The sequence below is a fragment of the Comamonas granuli NBRC 101663 genome (assembly GCF_000739995.1).
GTDB lineage: Bacteria > Pseudomonadota > Gammaproteobacteria > Burkholderiales > Burkholderiaceae_C > Simplicispira > Simplicispira granuli.
In genome coordinates this window covers 410,740-426,759 of the sequence record NZ_BBJX01000005.1, presented here as the reverse complement: position 1 = coordinate 426,759, position 16,020 = coordinate 410,740, and the positions used below count along the sequence as shown (strand labels likewise).

The window sequence follows — 16,020 nt, the reverse complement described above, 5'->3', positions numbered from 1 at the left end:
GGCAGCTATCAAAAAAAGAGCAAGAGACACCCGCATGGACTTTGAACTGACCGAAGACCAGCGCGCCTTTGCCGACACCGCGCGCCAATTCGCCCTGGCCGAGTTGGCCCCGCACGCCGCGCACTGGGACGCCGAGGGCATCTTCCCGCGCGAGGCCATTGCCAAGGCCGGCGAACTGGGCTTTTGCGGCCTGTACGCCCCCGAGGCCGCGGGCGGCCTGGCCTTGCCCCGGCTCGACGCCACGCTGGTGTTCGAGGAAATGGCGGCCGTGGACCCCTCCACCACCGCCTTCATCACCATCCACAACATGGCGACCTGGATGCTCGGCACCTGGGCCCAGCCCGAGGTGCGCGACCACTGGGGTCCGCTGCTGACCAGCGGTGAAAAGCTGGCCTCCTACTGCCTGACCGAACCCGGCGCGGGCTCGGACGCCGCCTCGCTCAAAACGCGCGCCGAACTGGTGGGCGCCGAATACGTCATCAACGGCTCCAAGGCCTTCATCTCCGGCGCGGGCAGCACCGACGTGCTGGTGCTCATGGCCCGCACGGGCGACGCGAGTTCGGGCGCTGCGGGCATCTCGGCCTTCGCCGTTCCGGCCCACACGCCGGGCATCAGCTACGGCAAGAAGGAAGAAAAGATGGGCTGGAACAGCCAGCCCACGCGCCAGATCAGCTTCGACAACGTGCGCATCCCCGCCAACCACCTGCTGGGCCGCGAGGGCGAGGGCTTCAAGATCGCCATGAAGGGCCTGGACGGCGGGCGCATCAACATCGCCACCTGCTCGGTGGGCGCGGCGCAAGGCGCGCTCAAGCAGGCGCAGCAGTACATGCAGGACCGCAAGCAGTTCGGCAAGCCCATCGCCAGCTTCCAGGCGCTGCAGTTCAAGCTGGCCGACATGGCCACGGAGCTGGTGGCCGCGCGCCAGATGGTGCGCCTGGCCGCCAGCAAGCTTGATGCGGGCGACGCCAACGCCAGCACCTACTGCGCCATGGCCAAGCGCTTTGCCACCGACGCGGGCTTCAACGTCTGCAACGAGGCGCTGCAACTGCACGGCGGCTACGGCTACATCCGCGAATACCCGCTGGAGCGCCTGATGCGCGACGCGCGCGTGCACCAGATCCTGGAAGGCACGAACGAGATCATGCGCGTCATCATCGCCCGGCGCATGCTCGACGGCGACGCGCCGGATGTGATCCGCTAGCCCCCCCGCCATGCCCGCCCGCCCCCTGGCCGACGAAACCCTGCACCTCATCGCCGCGGTGCGGGACGCGCTGGCCGAGCACCTGGGCGCGGACGCCACGGTGGACGAACGCAAACTGTTTGGCTGCCACGCCTTCATGGTGGACAGCAAGCTGTGCCTGGCCGTCAAGGGCGAAGACCTGCTGGTGCGCCTGCCGCCGCTGGAGCACGCCGCCACAGCCGAAACGCCCGGCGTGCGCGAGCTGGACCCGCGCGGCGGCATGCCCGGCTACTTCTGGGTGGAGCCCGCAGGCTACGCCACCCGGCCCCAGTGGCAGCACTGGGTGCAAACCGCCCTCGCCTACAACCCGCAGGCCAAGGCCTCGCCCCGGCGTGCCAAGGCGCGCCAAGGGACCATGGCATGACATTTCAAGCATTTTTAGCTTCTAGCGCTTATGCAGCAAGCGCTAATAGCTCCTAAAACAATAGCATCTCTCATCCCATCCTTCCCCACCGACCAGGAGACAACACCATGCAAATCGCATTCATCGGCCTCGGCAACATGGGCGGCCCCATGGCCATCAACCTGCACAAGGCGGGCCACAGCGTCAAGGCCTTCGACCTGAGCCAGGATGCGCTCGCCAAGGTCAAGGCCGAAGGCCTGAGCGTGGCCACCAGCGCGCAGGACGCCGTGCAAGGCGCCGAAGCCGTCATCACCATGCTGCCCGCCAGCCAGCACGTGGAAGGCCTGTTCCTGGGCAACGGCAACCTGCTGGCCAGCATTGCCAAGGGCACGCTGGTGATCGACAGCTCGACCATCGCCGCCGCCACCAGCCAGAAGGTCGCCAAGGCCGCTGAAAGCCTGGGCATCGACTTCATCGACGCGCCCGTCTCCGGCGGCACCGGCGGCGCCATCGCCGGCACGCTGACCTTCATGGTCGGCGGCAGCACCGCCCAATTGGAGCGCGCCCGCCCCCTGCTGGAAAAGATGGGCGCCAACATCTTCCACGCCGGAGCCGTGGGCGCGGGCCAGACGGCCAAGATCTGCAACAACATGCTTCTGGGCATCCTGATGATCGGCACCAGCGAGGCCATCGCCCTGGGCGTGGCCAACGGCCTGGACCCCAAGGTGCTGAGCGAAATCATGCGCCGCAGCTCGGGCGGCAACTGGGCGCTGGAGAAGTACAACCCCTTCCCTGGCGTGCACGAGAACGCCCCCGCCAGCAAGGGCTACGCCGGCGGCTTTGGCACCGACCTCATGCTCAAGGACCTGGGCCTGGCCCAGGAAAACGCCATGGCCACCAAGGCCAGCACCCCCCTGGGCGGCCTGGCCCGCGCCCTCTACGCGGCGCACAGCATCGCGGGGCATGGCGGCGAGGACTTTTCGAGCGTGATCAAGATGGTGCAGAAGAAGGCCTGAGCCACGGCGCTGCGCGCAGGCCGGCACGGCCCAGGGCCGGCGCGCGCACTCCGCCCGGACATCAGGACCGCACGGCTTTTGCAGGTGCAAAAACGACTGGGCCTGCCGTTACAGGCAGGCCCAGTCGTATGGTAGGAGCCCTGCGGCGGCCGTGAGGGCCGCCGCGCGGTCGGGCGGGCCGGGGGCGCCTTCAGTCGGCCGTGGCTTCCTCAGGCTCGGCAGGCTCGGAGCGCGCGGCGCGCTCCTTCTTCGGCAGGGGCTGGATGTCCAGGCGCACCTCGGAGGTTTCCTGGCCCTTGTCGTCCGTGCCGTGCTCGATGTCCACCGTCAGGCGGCCGCCGTCCTGCAGGCGGCCGAACAGCAGTTCGTCGGCCAGGGCCTTGCGGATGGTGTCCTGGATCAGGCGCTGCATGGGGCGCGCGCCCATGAGGGGGTCGAAGCCCTTTTTCGCCAGGTGCTTGCGCAGCGCGTCGGTGAAGGTGACCTCGACCTTCTTCTCGGCCAGTTGCGTCTCCAGTTGCAGCAGGAACTTGTCCACCACGCGCAGGATGATCTGCTCATCCAGCGGCTTGAAGCTCACGATGGCGTCCAGCCGGTTGCGGAACTCGGGCGTGAACAGGCGCTTGATGTCGCCCATCTCGTCGCCCGCCTGGCGCGGGTTGGTGAAGCCGATGGCCGCCTTGTTCATGGTCTCGGCGCCCGCGTTCGTCGTCATGATGATGATGACGTTGCGGAAGTCGGCCTTGCGCCCGTTGTTGTCCGTCAGCGTGCCGTGGTCCATGACCTGCAGCAGCACGTTGAAGATGTCCGGGTGCGCCTTCTCGATTTCGTCGAGCAGCAGCACGGCGTGCGGCTTCTTGGTGATGGCCTCGGTCAGCAGGCCGCCCTGGTCGAAGCCCACGTAGCCCGGGGGCGCGCCGATCAGGCGGCTCACGGCATGGCGCTCCATGTACTCCGACATGTCGAAGCGGATCAGGTCCACGCCCATGATGTAGGCGAGCTGCTTGGCCGCCTCCGTCTTGCCTACGCCCGTGGGGCCGCTGAACAGGAAGGAGCCGATCGGCTTGTCGCCCTTGCCCAGGCCCGAACGCGCCATCTTCACGCTGGAGGCCAGCACTTCCAGTGCCTTGTCCTGGCCAAAGACCACGCTCTTCAAGTCGCGCTCCAGCGTCTGCAGCTTGCCGCGGTCGTCGTTGCTGACGTTGGCAGGCGGAATGCGGGCAATTTTTGCCACGATTTCTTCGATTTCCGTCTTGCCGATGGTCTTCTTGCGCTTGCTGGGCACCAGGATGCGCTGCGCCGCACCGGCCTCGTCGATCACGTCGATGGCCTTGTCGGGCAGGTGGCGGTCGTTGATGTACTTGGCCGACAGCTCGGCGGCAGCCTGCAGGGCGGCCGCAGCGTACTTGACGCTGTGGTGCTCCTCGAAGCGCGACTTCAGGCCCTTGAGGATTTCAATGGTCTCGGCCACCGTGGGCTCGACCACGTCCACCTTCTGGAAGCGCCGCGACAGGGCCGCGTCCTTCTCGAAGATGCCGCGGTACTCGGTGAAGGTGGTCGCGCCGATGCACTTGAGCTGGCCGGACGAGAGCGCCGGCTTGAGCAGGTTACTCGCGTCCAGCGTGCCGCCCGAGGCCGCCCCCGCACCGATGAGGGTGTGGATCTCGTCGATGAACAGGATGGCGTTGGGCTTGTCCTTGAGGTTCTTGAGCACGCCCTTGAGGCGCTGCTCGAAGTCGCCGCGGTACTTGGTGCCTGCGAGCAGGGCACCCATGTCCAGGGCGTAGACGGTCGCCTCCTGCAGCACCTCGGGCACCGTGCCTTCGGTGATGCGCCAGGCCAGGCCCTCGGCAATCGCCGTCTTGCCCACGCCGGCCTCGCCCACCAGCAGCGGGTTGTTCTTGCGCCGGCGGCACAGGATCTGGATGGTGCGCTCGACCTCGTAGTCGCGCCCGATCAGCGGGTCGATCTTGCCTTCCTTGGCGGCCTGGTTGAGGTTTTGCGTGTACTGCTCCAGCGGCGAGGCCTTCTCGCTGCGCTCGGCGCTTTGCGCCCCCTCCTCGCCCTCGGGCGGGCTTTCGGGCTTGGCGGGCTCCTGGGGTTCGCCCTTCTTGATGCCGTGGGCAATGAAATTGACCACGTCCAGGCGCGTGACGCCCTGCTGGTGCAGGTAGTAGACGGCGTGCGAGTCCTTCTCGCCGAAGATGGCGACGAGCACGTTGGCGCCGGTCACCTCCTTCTTGCCGTTGCCGGTGGACTGCACGTGCATGATGGCGCGCTGGATGACGCGCTGGAAACCCAGTGTCGGCTGGGTGTCCACTTCATCGGTGCCGGCCACCTGGGGGGTGTTGTCCTTGATGAAATGGGTGAGCGAGGTGCGCAAATCCTCGATGTGGGCCGCGCAAGCGCGCAGCACTTCGGCAGCGCTGGGGTTATCGAGCAATGCAAGCAACAGATGCTCCACGGTAATGAACTCGTGGCGCTGCTGGCGGGCCTCGACGAAGGCCATGTGCAAGCTGACTTCCAGTTCCTGGGCAATCATGTGAGAACTCCTTTGTGCTTGCAGGTCAGGGATAGGGGACTACTTCAGGGCGGTGTGGCCTTTATTCAACCGGCTCACACACGCATTGCAGGGGGTGGCCCGCCTGGCGGGCCGCATCCAGCACCAGTTGGACCTTGGTATTGGCAATGTCGTGCGGGTACACGCCGCACACGCCTTTGCCGTCCAGGTGGATCTTGAGCATGATCTGGGTGGCGGTTTCGCGGTCCTTGTGGAAAAACTCCTGCAGCACGACCACGACGAACTCCATGGGGGTGTAGTCGTCGTTGAGCATCAGCACCTGGTACATCTGCGGGGGCTTGATTTTCTGCGGCACCCGTTCGAGCACGACCGTGCCGTCGCCTTCCGGCGTGGGCCGGTGCACGATCGGGCCTGGGGGTACTGCAGGGGGTTGGGTAGCCATGGATTTCATTCTAGCGAGCAGCTTCGACAGTTGCAGAGTCGAGATGTTTGACCATTCAGGGCCATTTCAAGGGCTCAGTCATACACCACGGCGACGGCGCCGCCCGCGGCCTGCGCGCGCCATGCGGCCAGGGCCGCATCACTGGGGTAGACGCGAAAAGCGTCGCCAAGTTGCAGTTCGGCCGCAGCGCCCTCGCCGCCCTGCGTGCAGCGCACCGACAGGCGCACGCGCAGGCCCTGCAGCAGGTCGCCGTGCTCGGTGGATTCGGTGCGCGCCGGGAACTCGCGCAGCAGCCGCCCGACTTCCGGCGGCGGCAGGCCCGCCGCCACATGCAGGTAGCGGCCGAAACGGCAGCGCGCGCCGGCCAGGTCGTGCACCTGCTGGACGATGAAGCGCGCCTCGAAGCCGTTGCGCCCGGGCTGCAGGCGGCCGCTGACGATGACCAGCTCGTCGTCCTTGAGCAGCTCGCGGTAGGTCTGGACGACGGACTCGCTGGCCGAGGCCTCGACGCGCGCGGCGCCGTCTTCGAGCACGAAGATGCCCTGGCGCCCGCGCTGGCCGGTGACGACACGGAAGTCGGACACGATGCCGGCGACGGTCTGCGTCTCGCGCGTGTCCACCAGGTCGGCGATGCGCGTGCGCACGAAGCCCGCGATCTCGCGCGCCCCTTCGTCGAACAAATGCCCCGAGAGGTAGAAGCCCAGGGCGGTCTTCTCCTGCACGAGCTGCTCGCGCACGCCCCAGGGCGGCACGTCGGCCAGCTCGGGCTCCTGGGTGCTGGAGCCGTGGGCGTCGTCGCCCATCATGTCGAACAGGCCGCCCTGGTTGGCGTTGGCGAGCTGCGCCGCGGCAAAGTCGAAGGCGCGGTCGATGGAGGCCGACAGCGCCGCGCGGTTGCGGTGCAGGCTGTCGAAGGCGCCGGCCTTGATGAGTGCATCGACCGTGCGCTTGTTGATGCGCCCGCGGTCCACGCGCACGCAAAAGTCGAACAGGCTGGTGAAGGGGCCTTTCTCATGCCCGCGCGGGCCTTCGCCGCGTCCCTCGCGCGCGGCGACGATGGCCTCGATGGCCTGCTGGCCCGTGCCCTTGATAGCGCCCAGGCCGTAGCGGATCACGGTGTCGCTCACCGGCTCGAAGCGGTACTGGCCACGGTTGATGTCCGGCGGCTCGAACTGCATGCCGAACTGCCGCGTGGCGTCCTCGTGCAACACCTTGAGCTTGTCGGTGTCGTCCATCTCCACCGTCATGTTGGCGCAGAAGAACTCGGCCGTGTAGTGCACCTTGAGCCAGGCCGTGTGGTAGGCCAGCAGCGAGTAGGCGGCGGCGTGCGACTTGTTGAAGCCGTAGCCCGCGAACTTCTCCATCAGGTCGAAGACCTCGTCGGCCTTCTCCTGGCTGATGCCCTTCTCGGCCGCGCCCTTGCGGAAGAGGTCGCGGTGCTGGGCCATTTCCTCGGGCTTTTTCTTGCCCATGGCCCGGCGCAGCATGTCGGCGCCGCCCAGGCTGTAGCCGCCCAGCACCTGCGCCGTCTGCATCACCTGCTCCTGGTAGACCATGATGCCGTAGGTCTCGGCGAGCACCGGCTCGACCAGGGGGTGCGGGTACTCCACCACTTCCTTGCCGTGCTTGCGGTTCACGAAGCTCGGGATCAGGTCCATGGGCCCCGGGCGGTACAGCGCGTTCAGGGCGATCAGGTCTTCCAGGCGGCTGGGCTTGGCCTCCTTCAGCATGCCCTGCATGCCGCGGCTTTCAAACTGGAACACGGCCTCGGTCTTGCCCTCGGAGAACAGGCGGTAGGTGGGGCCGTCGTCCAGCGCGATGTTCTCGAAGGCAAAATTCTCCTGGCCCTTGTGCCTCCGGACGATGAACTCCTTGGCGATCTCCAGGATGGTGAGCGTGGCCAGGCCCAGGAAGTCGAACTTCACCAGGCCGATGGCCTCCACGTCGTCCTTGTCGTACTGGCTCACGGCCGATTCGCTGCCGGGCTGCTGGTACAGGGGGCAGAAGTCGGTCAGCTTGCCCGGCGCGATCAGCACGCCCCCGGCGTGCATGCCGATGTTGCGCGTCATGCCTTCGAGCTTTTGCGCCATCTCGATGATGGTGCGCACGTCTTCTTCCTTGCGCACGCGCTCGTACAGCTGCGGTTCGAGCTCCAGGGCGTAGTTGTTCTTGTCGCCTTCCTTCTTCTGCTCGGGCGGGTAGGCCAGGGTGTAGGTCTGGCCCGGCTTGCCCGGCACTAATTTTGAAATGCCGTCGCAGAAGGTGTAGCTCATGTCCATGACGCGGCCCACGTCGCGGATGGCCGCCTTGGCCGCCATGGTGCCGAAGGTGGCGATCTGGCTCACGGCGTCCTTGCCGTATTTTTCCTTCACGTAGTCGATCACGCGGTCGCGGTTGGCCTGGCAGAAGTCGATGTCGAAGTCGGGCATGGACACCCGCTCCGGGTTCAGGAAGCGCTCGAACAGCAGGTTGTACTGCAGCGGGTCCAGGTCGGTGATCTTGAGCGCATAGGCCACCAGCGAGCCCGCGCCCGAGCCCCGGCCCGGCCCCACGGGGCAGCCGTTGGCCTTGGCCCACTGGATGAAGTCGCCCACGATGAGGAAGTAGCCGGGGAAACCCATCTTGAGGATGGTGCCCAGCTCGAACTCCAGCCGCTCCACATAGCGCGGGCGCTGGCGCTCGCGTTCCTGGGGGTCGGGGTACAGGTGCGCAAGCCGCTGCTCCAGCCCCTCGAACGAGGCCAGGCGGAAGTATTCCTCTATGGGCATGCCCCCGGGCGTGGGGAAGTCGGGCAACTGCGGCTTGCCCAGCACCAGGGTGAGGTTGCAGCGCTTGGCGATCTCCACCGTATTGGCCAGGGCCGAGGGCAGGTCGGCAAAGAGCTGCTGCATCTGGGCCGCGGTCTTGAAGTACTGCTCGCGCGTGAAGCGGCGCACACGCCGCGGATTGGCCAGGATTTCGCCCTCGGCAATGCACACGCGCGCCTCGTGGGCCTCGTAATCGTCTTCGGTGGCGAACTGCACGGGGTGCGTGGCCACCACCGGGAGCCTCAGGCGCGCGGCCAGCGGCACGGCCGCCGCCACATGGGCTTCGTCCTCGGGGCGGCCGGCGCGCTGCACCTCGATGTAGAAGCGGTGCGGAAACAGCCCGGCCAGGCGCAGGGCCAGGTCCGTGGCGCCGGCCTCATCGCCGCGCAGCAGCGCCTGGCCCACCGGCCCGGCCTGCGCACCCGAGAGCGCGATCAGGCCCTCGCCCAGCTCCTGCAGCCAGGCCCAGGAGCACAGCGCCTGGCCCTTGGCGGCATTGCCCGTCCAGGCCCGCGCCAGCAGTTCGGACAAATGCAGATAGCCCTGGCGGCTTTGCACCAGCAGCAGCATGCGCGCGGGCGCATGCCCGGCCTCGGCCTCCAGCATGATCTCGGCGCCCAGCACGGGCTTGACGCCCTTGCCGCGCGCCGCCTTGTAGAACTTGATGGCGCCAAACAGGTTGTTGAGGTCGGTGATGGCCAGCGCCGGCTGGCCGTCGGCGGCTGCGCTGGCCACCACGTCGTCGATGCGGTTGGTTCCGTCCACGACGGAAAATTCGGTGTGCAGGCGCAGATGGACAAACATGCCTGCATTGTAGAAACCCGGCACGCCACGGCGCCCGCACAGGCCGGCCGCGCAGGTGGGAAAGCCGTCGCTACAATCCGGTGGCAATGCGTGCCCGCAGGCCGGCCCCGGCCCCGCCGCAGCCCCAGCCTCTTACCGCCAGAAAGCCCTTGTCCATGCTGCGTGTCCGTCCCCTCCTTCTCCCGGCCCTGCTGGCTGCCGCCCTGGCCGCGGGCTGCTCCAGCACCCCCGAGGACAAGACCACCGGCTGGACCACGGACCGCATCTACTCCGAGGCGCGCGACGAGCTCAACAGCGGCGGCTACGACGCCGCCGTGCCCCTGCTCGAAAAGCTCGAAGGCCGTGCGGCGGGCACGCCCCTGGCGCAGCAGGCGCAGCTCGACAAGGCCTACGCGCAGTACAAGGGCGGCGAAAAGGCCCAGGCGCTGGCCACGCTGGAGCGCTTCATGAAGCTGCACCCCACCAGCCCGGCCATCGACTACGCGCTGTACCTCAAGGGCCTGGTCAACTTCAATGACAACCTGGGCCTGTTCTCCTGGGTGTCGCGCCAGGACCTGTCCGAGCGCGACCAGAAGGCGGCCAAGGACTCGTTCGAGGCGTTCCGCGAGCTCGCCGCACGCTTTCCCGAGTCGCGCTACGCCCAGGACGCGCGCCAGCGCATGACCTACATCGTCAATTCGCTCGCGCAGTACGAAGTACACGTGGCGCGCTACTACTTCCAGCGCGGCGCCTACGTGGCGGCCATCAACCGCGCGCAACTGGCCCTCTCGGACTACGACGCCGTGCCCGCGCAGGAGGAGGCGCTGTACATCCTGGTGCAGTCCTACGACGCGCTGGGCCTGGTGCAGTTGCGCGACGATGCGCGCCGCGTGCTCGAAAAGAACTACCCCCGGAGCCCGTTCCTGACGCAGGGCTTCAAGGGCCCCAGCAACCCCTGGTGGAAGTTCTGGTAAGCGGCCGCCGCACCGCCAGGTGGGCCCGCCAGGCGCCAGGGCGGCAGCCAGGCTTGGCACAAATGCGACACCACGCCCGATAATGGGGGCGCCAGGGCGCCCCGTGCCGGGGCGCGCGGCATTTCCTCCAGACACAATCCACGCCATGTCCAGACCGATTCGTCTCAGCGCATCCACCGGCATCCACAAGGGTGACCGGGAGTACCAGCAGGACCAGGTGCTGCTGCTGTCGCACCCCCGCTACAACGGCTGCGTGCTGGCGGTGCTGGCCGACGGCATGGGCGGGCGCAGCGGCGGGCGCAAGGCGTCCGACCAGGTGATGCTGACCGCGCGCCAGCTGTTCGAGCGCTATTCGCCCGAGACCGACGACCCGGTGGCCATGCTCAAGAACCTGGTGCAGGAGGCGCACATCGTCATCCGGCTCACGGCCATCACCTCGGAGCAGGAGCCCCACAGCACGATTGCCGCCTACCTCATCAACCCGCGCGGCGACTGCCACTGGGTGCACGCGGGGGATTCACGCATCTACCACTTCCAGAACGGCCGCATGATGTACCGCACCAGCGACCATTCCTATGTGCAGGCCCTGGTCGATCGCGGCGAAATCACCGAGGCCGAGGCCAACAACCACCCGCACTCCAACATCCTGGTGGGCTGCCTGGGCACCGAGAGCGACCCGCCCATCACGACGCACATGATCCACCAGCTGATGCCCGGCGACGTGCTGCTGGCCTGCAGCGACGGCGTGTGGCACTACTTCTCGCCGACGGAGCTCGCCTCGGTGGTGGAGTCGCTGTCCCCGCGCGAGGCCACGGAGTTCCTGATCGAGAAGGCGCGCATGCGCGCCCGCGGCACGGGCGACAACCTCTCGCTGGTCATCGTGAAGATCGAAGCGCTGGTGGAAGAGACCAAGACCCCTGCCCCGCCGCTGTTTCCCCGCCCGCCTGCGGCGGCCTGAGCCGCGCGGGCGCTTCAGGGAGCCGGCTGGCAGCGGCGCTGCCGGCGGATGCCCACGGGCCGCGTCGCGTGCCTTGCGCGCCTCGTACTCCTGCAGGCGCTTGCGCGCCGCCTCCTGCTTTTCCGCCTGGCGGCGCCGGTTCTGCTCTGCCTGCTCGCGCAATTGCTGCTGGCGCTGCGCCTGCTCGGCCGCGCGCTGCGGCCGGTGCGGTTCGGCGGCCCGCCGGGGCTGCTTTTCGCGGGCGGCGGGCTGCGGGTGCGGCGCCGCCGCCGCACGGCTGGCGCGCTGCTGTTCGCGCTCGTTGATGGATTGCTGGCGCTGGCGGGCGCGCTCCTGGCGCTCTGCCTGGTTGAGCTGCTCCTCCTGCCGGCGCAGCGCGTCGAGCTGGCCATGCGCCTGACGGCGCACGCGGCGCAGGCAGTCCTCGACGGCAAAGCGCTGCTGGCACTGCGCCTCGTCCTGTGCCTGCTGCTGCACGATGGCCGCACGCTCGCGGCTGATGCGCGCCCGCTCGGCGGCGCGCTCCGGCGCCGCGTCCGCCCCTTGCTGGGCGGCGGCCTGCAGGGCGGGCCAGAGCAGCAGCAGGCCCAGCCAGACGAACGGGCGGCGCGGCGCGGTCATGTCAGCCCCGTATCGACCGTGCGCCGCTCGAGCTGCAGGTATTCCTTGGACTGCATCTCGTTCAGGCGCGAGACCGTGCGCGGAAACTCGTGCGCCAGCGGCCCCTCGGTATAGAGTTCTTCGGGCGGCACGGCGGCCGAGACGATGAGCTTGACGCGCCGGTCGTACAGCACGTCCACCAGCCAGGTGAAGCGCCGCGCCGGCGAGGCCAGGTTGACCGGCATGTAGGGCACGCCCGAGAGCAGCACGGTGTGGAACTGGCTGGCGATCTCCAGGTAGTCGTTCTGCGAGCGCGGGCCCATGCACAGTTCGCGGAAGTCAAACCACACCACCCCCCCGGCCTTGCGCAGGGCGCGGATCTCGCGCGCCTCGATGTGCAGCACGGGCTCCTCGTCGCGCACCTCGGCCAACTGGTCGAACATGGCGGCCAGGGCGGCGTCGGCCTCGGGGCCCAGCGGGCAGTGGTAGAGCCGGGCGTTCTCCAGCGTGCGGCGGCGGTAGTCGGTGCCGTTGTCCACGTTGACTACGTCCATGCGCTCATTGAGCAGCGCAATGGCGGGCAGGATGCGGTCGCGGTGCAGGCCGCCGGGGTAGAGCTCGTCGGGCTTGAAGTTGGAGGTGGTGACGAAGCCCACGCCGTTGTCGAACAGCGCCACCAGCAGGCGGTGCAGGATCATGGCGTCGGTGATGTCCGCGACGTGGAACTCGTCGAAGCAGATCAGCTTGTAGCGCTTGGCCATGCGCTCGCCCAGCACGTCCAGCGGGTTCTGCGTGCCCTGCAGGGCAGCGAGTTCGCGGTGCACCTCGCGCATGAACTCATGGAAATGCAGGCGCACCTTGCGCTTGATGGGCACGGCGTGGAAGAAGCAGTCCATGAGGAAGCTCTTGCCCCGCCCCACGCCGCCGTACATGTAGACGCCGCGGGGAATCTGGGGACGGTTGATGAGCTTCTTGAGGGCGTTGGAGCGGCGCTGCTTGTACGCGCCCCACTCCTGGGCGCAGCGCTCCAGGGCCGCCACGGCGCGCAATTGCGCGGGGTCGCTCTCAAAGCCCTTGGCGGCGAGCTCCGCCTCGTAGGCCTGCCTGACGTTCACCGGCGTTCCTCGCTATCAAAAATAGAGCTTCTCGCGCTTGCTGGATAAGCGCTGGAGGCATATTTCATGCATATTTTCTTGGAGGGAAATGCATTCGCTATCAAAAAAATAGCTTCCAGCGCTTATCTGGCAAGCGCTGGAAGCCAATTTTGCTGCAAATCCTCAGAAGTTGAGCGTGCGCTTGTCCACGGCCAGCGCCGCTTCCTTGGTGGCTTCGCTCAAGGACGGGTGGGCACGGCAGATGCGCGCGATGTCCTCGGCGCTGGCCTTGAACTCCATGGCCACCACGGCTTCGGCGATCAGTTCGCTGGCCATGGGGCCGACGATGTGCACGCCCAGGATCTCGTCGGTCGCGGCATCGGCCAGGAACTTGACCATGCCGGTCGTGTCGCCCAGCGCGCGCGCGCGGCCGTTGGCCAGGAACGGGAACGTGCCGGCCTTGTACTTCACGCCTTGCTCTTTCAGCTGCTGCTCCGTGCGGCCCACCCAGGCGATCTCGGGGCTGGTGTAGATCACCCAGGGGATGGTGTTGAAGTTCACATGCCCGTGCTGGCCGGCAATGCGCTCGGCCACGGCCACGCCCTCTTCCTCGGCCTTGTGCGCCAGCATGGGGCCGCGCACCACGTCGCCCACGGCCCAGACGCCGGGCAGGTTGGTCCTGCAATCGCCGTCCACCACGATGGCACCGCGCTCGTCGAGCTGCAGGCCCACGGCTTCGGCGTTCAGGCCGATGGTGTTGGGCACGCGGCCGATGGAGACGATGAGCTTGTCCACCTCCAGCGCCTGGGCCTCGCCCTTGGCGTTGGTGTAGGCCACGCTGACCTTGGACTCCTTGCCCTTCTTGCCGGTCTTGATCTCGCCGATCTTCACACCCAGCTCGATCTTCAGGCCCTGCTTGTCGAAGGCCTTCTTGGCTTCCTTGGCGATCTGCTCATCGACCGCGCCCAGGAACGTGGGCAGGCCTTCGAGCACCGTCACGTCGGCGCCCAGGCGGCGCCAGACCGAGCCCATTTCCAGGCCGATCACGCCCGAGCCGATCACGCCGAGCTTCTTCGGTACGGCGCCGATGCGCAGCGCGCCGTCGTTCGACAGGATGTTCTCCTCATCGAACGCCACGCCGGGCAGCGCGCGGGCGTTGGAACCCGTGGCGACGATGACCTGCTTGCCCACCAGGGTCTCTTCCGCCGCGCCGGCCACCTTGATCTCGTAGCCGCCCTCGACCGCCTTGACGAAGGAACCACGGCCATGGAAGAAGCTGACCTTGTTCTTCTTGAACAGGTACAGGATGCCGTCGTTGTTCTGCTTCACGACCGCATCCTTGCGGCCGACCATCTTGGCCACGTCCATCGTCACTTTGCCGGTGCTGATGCCGTGCTCGGCGAAATGCTTGTGGGCGTGCTCGAAATGCTCGGACGACTGCAGCAGCGCCTTGGAGGGGATGCAGCCCACGTTGGTGCAGGTGCCGCCGGGGGCGGGGCCGCCCTTGTCGTTTTTCCACTCGTCGATGCAGGCCACGTTGAAGCCCAGTTGCGCGGCGCGGATGGCGCCGATGTAGCCGCCAGGGCCGCCACCGATGACGATGACGTCGAATTGTTTGCTCATTGCTTTACTCTCCTGTGCGCACCGCTTTCAGTGCGCAAGCTTGAGGGTGATGACCCCGCCGACGATCATGGCCACGCCCAGAAACCTGGTCAGCGTGGCGGCATCGCCGAAGAACAGCACCCCGATCAAAAACGTGCCGGCGCCGCCGATCCCGGTCCACACCGCATAGGCGGTGCCGATCGGGATCTCCCGCTGCGCCATCCACAGCAGCCAGCCGCTGATGCCCATGGACACGATGGCGCCGGCAATGCCGCTCACGCGGTATTCGGGCTGTTGGGACAGCTTGAAGCCCAGGGGCCAGCCGATCTCGAACACGCCCGCGAGCAGCAGGTACACCCAGGCCATCGCGCTCTCAGATGTCGAACAGCAGACGCGACGGGTCCTCCAGCGCCTCCTTCATGGCCACCAGGCCCAGCACGGCCTCGCGGCCGTCGATGATGCGGTGGTCGTAGCTCATGGCCAGGTAGTTCATCGGGCGGATGACGATCTGGCCGTTCTCCACCACGGCGCGGTCCTTGGTGGCGTGCACGCCCAGGATGGCCGACTGCGGCGGGTTGATGATAGGCGTGGACAGCATGGAGCCGAACACGCCGCCGTTGGAGATGGAGAAGGTGCCGCCGGTCATCTCCTCGATGCCCAGCTTGCCGTCCTTGGCCTTCTGGCCGAATTCGGCGATCTTCTTCTCGATGTCGGCAAAGCCCATCTGGTCGGCATTGCGCAGGATGGGCACCACCAGGCCGCGCGGCGAGCCCACGGCGATGCCGATGTCGAAGTAGCCGTGGTAGACGATGTCGTTGCCATCGACCGAGGCGTTGAGCACGGGGTACTTCTTGAGGGCGTGCACGGCGGCCTTGACGAAGAAGCTCATGAAGCCTAGCTTGACGCCGTGCTCCTTCTCGAACTTCTCCTGGAACTTCTTGCGCATCTCCATGACGGGCGCCATGTTGACCTCGTTGAACGTGGTCAGAATGGCGTTGGTGGCCTGCGACTGCAGCAGGCGCTCGGCCACGCGGGCACGCAGGCGGCTCATGGGCACGCGCTGCTCAGGGCGCTCGCCCAGCTCAGGGGCGGCGGAGGCGGCCACCTGGGGCAGCGCCTTGGTGGGCACGCCCGTGGGAATGGCGGCGGCAGCGGGCTTGGCGCCCCCGGCCACGGCGGCGAGCACGTCGCCCTTGGTCACGCGGCCGTCCTTGCCCGTGCCGGCCACGGCCGAGACGGACAGCTGGTTGTCGGCCAGCAGCTTGGCGGCGGCCGGCATGGCCACACCGCCCTTGCTGCCACCCGTGGCAGCCGGCGCGGCCGGGGCGGCTGCAGGTGCGGGGGCGGGCGCGGCGGCCGCCGGGGCCGGCACACCGGCCACGGCGGCGGTGTCGATCTTGGCGATGAGCTGATCGGACACGACCGTGCCGCCATCGCCCACCACCAGCTCGGTCAGCACGCCTGCGGCGGGCGCGGGCACCTCGAGCACGACCTTGTCGGTCTCGATTTCGATGAGGATCTCATCGGCGGCGACGGCTTCGCCGGGCTTCTTCTTCCATTGCAGCAGGGTGGCTTCGGCCACGGATTCGGACAGTTGGGGGACCTTGACTTCAACGATTGCCATTTTGAATTCTTTCCAA

General features: G+C 67.5%; 13 protein-coding genes. 6 read left to right on the top strand and 7 right to left on the bottom strand.

Annotated elements, in window-relative coordinates; genetic code table 11:
* The first annotated feature begins 34 nt into the window (after window positions 1-34).
* The 3 genes from CGR01S_RS07470 to mmsB all read left to right on the top strand — a co-directional run bounded on the left by CGR01S_RS07470 (window position 35) and on the right by mmsB (window position 2,599).
* Entirely contained in the window at window positions 35-1,201 is a 1,167-nt protein-coding gene (locus CGR01S_RS07470) for an acyl-CoA dehydrogenase family protein (RefSeq protein ID WP_042424506.1), read from the top strand.
* Window positions 1,202-1,211: 10 nt separating this feature from the next.
* Complete coding sequence (locus CGR01S_RS07465) at window positions 1,212-1,604, top strand: TfoX/Sxy family protein (RefSeq protein WP_042424504.1); 393 nt, start codon at window positions 1,212-1,214, stop codon at window positions 1,602-1,604.
* Window positions 1,605-1,711: 107 nt separating this feature from the next.
* Entirely contained in the window at window positions 1,712-2,599 is an 888-nt protein-coding gene (gene mmsB / locus CGR01S_RS07460) for a 3-hydroxyisobutyrate dehydrogenase (protein WP_042424501.1), read from the top strand.
* 190 nt (window positions 2,600-2,789) lie between these two features.
* Here mmsB and clpA read toward each other — a convergent pair whose 3' ends face one another.
* The 3 genes from clpA to dnaE form a co-directional block, all read right to left on the bottom strand.
* Window positions 2,790-5,141 carry an ATP-dependent Clp protease ATP-binding subunit ClpA gene (gene clpA, locus CGR01S_RS07455; protein WP_042424498.1) on the bottom strand — a complete coding sequence of 784 codons (2,352 nt, stop codon included), beginning with the start codon at window positions 5,139-5,141 and terminating at the stop codon, window positions 2,790-2,792.
* Between the two features lie 61 nt (window positions 5,142-5,202).
* Window positions 5,203-5,571, bottom strand: a complete 369-nt coding sequence (clpS, locus tag CGR01S_RS07450; protein ID WP_042424496.1) for an ATP-dependent Clp protease adapter ClpS — start codon at window positions 5,569-5,571, stop codon at window positions 5,203-5,205.
* A 65-nt stretch (window positions 5,572-5,636) separates the two neighbouring features.
* Window positions 5,637-9,173: a DNA polymerase III subunit alpha gene (gene dnaE / locus CGR01S_RS07445; RefSeq protein ID WP_042424493.1), complete on the bottom strand. Its 3,537-nt coding sequence runs from the start codon at window positions 9,171-9,173 to the stop codon at window positions 5,637-5,639.
* A gap of 155 nt (window positions 9,174-9,328) precedes the next feature.
* On the opposite strand from dnaE, the gene CGR01S_RS07440 reads away from it, so the two are divergent.
* From CGR01S_RS07440 to CGR01S_RS16665, 3 genes are all read left to right on the top strand, one after another.
* Window positions 9,329-10,126 carry an outer membrane protein assembly factor BamD gene (locus CGR01S_RS07440; RefSeq protein WP_042424490.1) on the top strand — a complete coding sequence of 266 codons (798 nt, stop codon included), beginning with the start codon at window positions 9,329-9,331 and terminating at the stop codon, window positions 10,124-10,126.
* 145 nt (window positions 10,127-10,271) lie between these two features.
* Window positions 10,272-11,084 (top strand): PP2C family protein-serine/threonine phosphatase, encoded by an 813-nt coding sequence (locus CGR01S_RS07435; protein WP_042424487.1) that lies wholly within the window; start codon window positions 10,272-10,274, stop codon window positions 11,082-11,084.
* A 48-nt stretch (window positions 11,085-11,132) separates the two neighbouring features.
* Window positions 11,133-11,819 (top strand): hypothetical protein, encoded by a 687-nt coding sequence (locus tag CGR01S_RS16665; protein WP_156967521.1) that lies wholly within the window; start codon window positions 11,133-11,135, stop codon window positions 11,817-11,819.
* On the opposite strand, the gene zapE is transcribed toward CGR01S_RS16665, so the two are convergent.
* The 4 genes from zapE to odhB all read right to left on the bottom strand — a co-directional run bounded on the left by zapE (window position 11,702) and on the right by odhB (window position 16,004).
* On the bottom strand, window positions 11,702-12,799 hold the full coding sequence (gene zapE / locus CGR01S_RS07430) for a cell division protein ZapE (protein ID WP_042424484.1): 1,098 nt from the start codon (window positions 12,797-12,799) through the stop codon (window positions 11,702-11,704). The genes CGR01S_RS16665 and zapE overlap by 118 nt on opposite strands.
* A 162-nt stretch (window positions 12,800-12,961) precedes the next feature.
* Window positions 12,962-14,401 (bottom strand): dihydrolipoyl dehydrogenase, encoded by a 1,440-nt coding sequence (lpdA, locus tag CGR01S_RS07425; protein ID WP_042424481.1) that lies wholly within the window; start codon window positions 14,399-14,401, stop codon window positions 12,962-12,964.
* A 27-nt stretch (window positions 14,402-14,428) separates the two neighbouring features.
* Window positions 14,429-14,746 (bottom strand): DMT family transporter, encoded by a 318-nt coding sequence (locus CGR01S_RS07420; RefSeq protein ID WP_042424478.1) that lies wholly within the window; start codon window positions 14,744-14,746, stop codon window positions 14,429-14,431.
* Between the two features lie 7 nt (window positions 14,747-14,753).
* Window positions 14,754-16,004 carry a 2-oxoglutarate dehydrogenase complex dihydrolipoyllysine-residue succinyltransferase gene (odhB, locus tag CGR01S_RS07415; protein ID WP_042424474.1) on the bottom strand — a complete coding sequence of 417 codons (1,251 nt, stop codon included), beginning with the start codon at window positions 16,002-16,004 and terminating at the stop codon, window positions 14,754-14,756.
* Window positions 16,005-16,020 lie beyond the last annotated feature (16 nt).